The sequence below is a fragment of the Flavobacterium sp. genome (assembly GCF_036741995.1).
Lineage (GTDB): Bacteria > Bacteroidota > Bacteroidia > Flavobacteriales > Flavobacteriaceae > Flavobacterium.
Map to the genome: position 1 here is coordinate 1 of NZ_DAINRG010000084.1, position 4,750 is coordinate 4,750.

Here is a 4,750-nt window from a genome sequence, read left to right on the forward strand (position 1 = left end):
TATCCTTAATATTCTTAATTTGAGCTTGAACATTAGTTTTAATTCGCTCACTACCTTCATCAAAGTTTCCATATTTGTAGTAAACATAGAGATTCAGATTTTCATCATCTTTGTATTGGTCTTGATTTAGTTCTCGTCCCGGAACAACGTCTATTTTTACAACATCGCCGTCTCCGTCAGCAAAAAACTCAATCCCAATAGAAACTTTTTGTTTTCTTACATTGGCCACATCTTTATATTTCTCATATAAAAAATCATAAACATCTTCATACATCTGTTTTAATGTGCCATTAGAACCAAATGCGTTTCTTTTGAACGGACAAACCATATCAAAATCAAACTTGGTATTCATAGCCGTATTTTTGGCATAAGAGCCAGAATTAAAAGGAGAATAAATATTGCTTTCATATTTCTTTTCTAACGCTTCCTTTACTTCCTTGTTCTTGTCTTTGTGCTTAGTTAAAAGCTGTTCTTCTTTGGTGATTTGATGCGTTTTAATTACCGAATCTAAGTGTAAATTCTTGTCCATAATCTTCTTATTTTATTGGGTGCATATTAATTGAATTATCTAAATTATCCTTTATTGAAGCATTAGCAACTGTTTTCAAATACTCCTTGTTTCCGATAGTAAATACAATCACACTGGCACCAAGATTCCAGCCAGGATAACCCCACGTAATTGTTTTAATCGTTCTTTTTGCTTTCAAAAGAGCAATCACATTTGATTCAGAAGTTTTAACGCCTAAATTAAATGTATTGTTATCATTAACAGAATGTAATAGTACATCTGTGATTCTTTCAGTGCTGTCTTTCCAAACTCCTGAAATAAAGTAATCTGCTTGTTTCATAATTTAATAAATTTTGTTGTGTTTTGTAGTCTTTTATATAGTAATGCTGTAAAAATTTCATAAATTGCCGTCTCAATGGAATTTTTTTTAATTTTTTTAGCATTACTATAATATATGGAACTTGAGTATAAGAAGGTTGCCACTTTTGAAGAAAAGAGTCAAGCTATTCAGGAGGTATTTACTCCCGAATTTAATACTCATTTATATAAATATGCAATCATTAGACTGAAAAGGTTTTTTAATATTAAGTATGATTTGGAAAAAGGGTTTCGCGGATTTATGATAGAAGATTTTATTGCTGAAACTATTGAATCTTTTTTAAGACCTGATGGCAGAAATTGGTATACTGAAACGTATCCCGACTTTAAAAAACAATTCATTAGTGGTCTTGATAGTGTCATTTTTAATACATTAAAAGTTGAACTTGAAAAAACAAAAGATACATTTGAAATTTTAGATAGTGATCCCGACAATTCATTTGATGATTCAGATTACAATGTTTTACTGTCGGCATGTTTAGATGAGCTAAAAGCGTTAAATGCAACTGATGATGAATTATTACTATTTGAGCCCTACATAATAAACGGAATGAAAAGAGAAGATTTGTCTAAATTGCTTGGGATTAGTATTGAAGAACTAACTAATATCAAAAAGAGATTAGATAGAAAACTTCCTAAAATTGGTGAAAAACTAAAAATGTTGAATTATGAAAAATAATTTCATCAAAAAAATTGACGAAGCCTTAATTAACAATCTCATTGAAGGTGATTGTGATGTTCATGACGAAATTCTTAATGAACTAGGATATGACCTATCGTCTATTGAAAGCATTTCATTAAAAAACTATCGCAAAAATTCGTTTATTTTAAAAGGTTTAATAAACAAACAGAAAGATTTAATACTTTTAGAAAAGGCTTCAACTCTCTTTCGCGATGCAATTGAAAAAAACATTGATAAACCAATAAGCTATCTGAAGAATTTGATTGCCAATAATCAATTTCAGGTGCAATACAGAAATTTAGATAATCTTGGAATAGATGAGATAAAAGAAATCATAAAAGACCAAAATCTTTTAGAAATTCTTGAACAATTGGAAAATGATCAAAAATAGAAAAGGTTCAAATAAGGCTAAAGAATTATTAAGTGAAATAGGATTTGATGAAATTACAGATATTCCAATGGATCTTTTTGTTGCCGGACTCGGAGCTACTTTAATAGAAGAAAAACTACCAAACTCAGACGGTAAAATTATTAGAGGAAATTCTAAAACTTTAATAAAGGTAAATTCTAATATTCAATTCGAAGAAAGAAAACGATTTACTATTGCACACGAAATCGGGCACTATTTATTACACAGCAAGTTAGATCTAGAAGTTCACGACGAAACATCCAATACTCTAAACTGGTTTAATAGCACAGAGCAACAAGCAAAAAAAGGAATCCAAGAATGGGAAGCCAATGATTTTGCTTCGGAGCTTTTAATGCCTGAAGAAGCTATTCGAAAAGCTACATTTAGGAAAAAGTTTTCTCCCGATTTAGTAAAAGAGTTATCAGAACGATTTAAGACAAGCCTAACATCAATAATATATCGTCTTTTATCTCTTAATATTTATCCGCTATTCGTAGTATTTATTAATAATGGGAAAGTTAGATATTGGAGCAAGTCAGATGGATATTGGATAAAAGTTAAAGAAATCACCAAATTATCACCACCAGAAGATTCTGTAGCACAGGAATATATTGATGCAAAATATGACTTTATATACTCAGGTAAGGACAAAGCACAACCAATTTACAAATCAACTTGGTTTGAATTAAAAGATGACGAGGAAGATACCGATTTCTATGAGTATTGTATCCCATACAAGCAGCTTAGTACCATAGTAAGTGTTGTTTGGGAAAATTAGTTTCCTATGATTTTCCATTGTAGGTTTTTATAAACCCAAATCAATTGTAATAACCTTTCTCTTTCAAAAATCTTTCCACTTCCCTCAAAATATGCTCATCAGCTAACCGGTGCTCTTCAAGAAATCGCTTATGATCAAGCTTTATTTCCCTAAAAAAAAGAAAAACTAGCAGAAAAAATAATAGTAATGATGGAAATAGCGCAATCATTCTTAAAGATTTAAATTATCATTGTTTTTTTTAAGTGATTAGAAAGTTTAATTACCTCATAATTGAAAAATTATACTATTCAATTCGGGAAAATGTAGTATTCGATTCGGGAATCCAACACCACACCGTTTGCAACCAATAACTCGCTAAAATAGATTTGCCCAATTCAAAACATAAATAAACGGCAAATGAAACTATTTTCCGAATCCTTAATGACAGAATTAGAAGCGCAATTAAAAACCATCCATTCCGAAACGGAAGAACCAATGCTATACGCTGAGCAAGCTATTAAAATACTAATACCGTCATTCGAAAAACTGAAAACAGAATTCTTAAAATACACTTTCGAAAAGAAAGCGGAAGAGATTAACTTCTTTCGTGAAATCAAACCGCAATTCGCAGCCAAACTGATTTATTACAACGAAATCTACAATATCGAAACAGGAAAACCTTTTGGCACTAAAAAAACGATCCGAAAGCACTACAACACCGAACTAATAAAATTACAGACTTTTTTCAAGGAAAACGCCGAGTTTTACAAATATTTCAAAACGGGTAATCAAAGTTTAGACAACAAATATTTTATTCGGGGTAAACACGATTTACGTCACACCTTAGACAGCTTTTATTTTCAGGCCGACCAACGTTTTTCAACTACCCATGATTATAAAGTAGCCAGGATTTTAGCAAATGATAAAATCAAAACATACTTAGAAAACGAAATTTCTAAATTAGAACAGAAACCCAATAACGTTAATACTACTAATACTAAAACTCAGAAATGGACAGGCTCTAAAGTGGCACTTATCGAACTAATCTACGCTTTGCACACCGAAGGCGTTTTCAATAATGGTACTTCCGAACTCAAAGAAGTCACCTCCTTTTTCGAATCAACATTCAATGTCGATTTAGGGCAATTCAACCGTACTTTCCTTGAAATCCGTTCCCGAAAATGCGAAAGAACTAAGTTCCTAAATACGTTAAAAGAAAAACTAATCCTTCGCATGGATGATGCCGATGAGAATTAATAAGGGCTGCCTAATAGCAACAGCCCCTATATTGTCATTGCGAATAGCCTGCAAGGCTATGTGGCAATCTCATCTTTTTCATTTCTCTTATGTCTAGTTCGACACTATCCCGGCAACCAATCCTTCAGTAATACTTTCAGCCAATCCATATTCAGCGCCATCCAAAGCTGCTGCAATATGCACAATCAGAATGGTCCAATCAGGATCAGTATTCTTTTTAGGCTTCTTCTTGGCCAAATAAGTAGAATGCCTGGCTATAGAGGTAGTAGTCAAGATAAGCTGTTTATCTCTTGCTGTTAGCAAAGAATCTTCCAGAACCACTTTTTCATAATCGGTCACGAACTTATATAGCACATCGCAATTACTTTCAGTATCAAAAGTTACGATTAGTGAATTGACAAAAGAAGAAAGACTCACTTTACCTTTTGAGGTTAAAGAGGAAGCAGCAATAATATCCGCAACACAAGTGTTTTTATGCTCCAAAATATAATTTATCCGCTCAGCCGAAACAGCACGGTACGTTGCAGTCTTTATGCTGTTGAAATTGGGGTTGGCATCAGCAAGGGCTTGTACCCTGCTGATAATATCGGAAACACTCGTGGGCTTACTACTGCTTTCATAATAGGATTCAAAAAGTTCATTATGAACCCAACCGGCTTCATCATAAGGATTAGCATTATAACCGGGTAGCTCATTAGTAGTTCGGTTCGTAAGTTCTCTGTTTATCATACGTTCCGATTTAGAATCTGGGGTAGTATC

The 4,750-nt window shown here is 32.6% G+C and carries 6 protein-coding genes and 1 pseudogene; 4 read left to right on the top strand and 3 right to left on the bottom strand.

The genetic code is table 11. From position 1 onward, the window contains the following. A pseudogene (locus tag V7D82_RS13300) lies at positions 1-529 on the bottom strand (nucleotidyltransferase); the annotation flags it as partial. Positions 530-536: 7 nt separating this feature from the next. Beyond that, complete coding sequence (locus V7D82_RS13305) at positions 537-848, bottom strand: DUF3892 domain-containing protein (protein WP_162127996.1); 312 nt, start codon at positions 846-848, stop codon at positions 537-539. 114 nt (positions 849-962) lie between these two features. Here V7D82_RS13305 and V7D82_RS13310 point away from each other — a divergent pair, with 114 nt between their 5' ends. The 4 genes from V7D82_RS13310 (at position 963) to V7D82_RS13325 (ending at position 3,991) form a co-directional block, all read left to right on the top strand. Further along, complete coding sequence (locus V7D82_RS13310; RefSeq protein WP_333601443.1) at positions 963-1,565, top strand: hypothetical protein; 603 nt, start codon at positions 963-965, stop codon at positions 1,563-1,565. Further along, a complete protein-coding gene (locus V7D82_RS13315) occupies positions 1,555-1,959 on the top strand; it encodes a hypothetical protein (RefSeq protein WP_162127994.1) in 405 nt (134 codons plus the stop codon). The genes V7D82_RS13310 and V7D82_RS13315 overlap by 11 nt, the downstream gene beginning before the upstream one ends. Then, positions 1,946-2,755: an ImmA/IrrE family metallo-endopeptidase gene (locus tag V7D82_RS13320; RefSeq protein WP_162127993.1), complete on the top strand. Its 810-nt coding sequence runs from the start codon at positions 1,946-1,948 to the stop codon at positions 2,753-2,755. Before V7D82_RS13315 ends, V7D82_RS13320 begins: the two co-directional genes overlap by 14 nt. Positions 2,756-3,151: 396 nt before the next feature. Then, a complete protein-coding gene (locus V7D82_RS13325; RefSeq protein ID WP_333601444.1) occupies positions 3,152-3,991 on the top strand; it encodes an RteC domain-containing protein in 840 nt (279 codons plus the stop codon). A gap of 93 nt (positions 3,992-4,084) precedes the next feature. On the opposite strand, the gene V7D82_RS13330 is transcribed toward V7D82_RS13325, so the two are convergent. Beyond that, positions 4,085-4,750 (bottom strand): hypothetical protein (locus tag V7D82_RS13330; protein WP_333601445.1); only part of this gene is annotated, 666 nt, incomplete at its 5' end.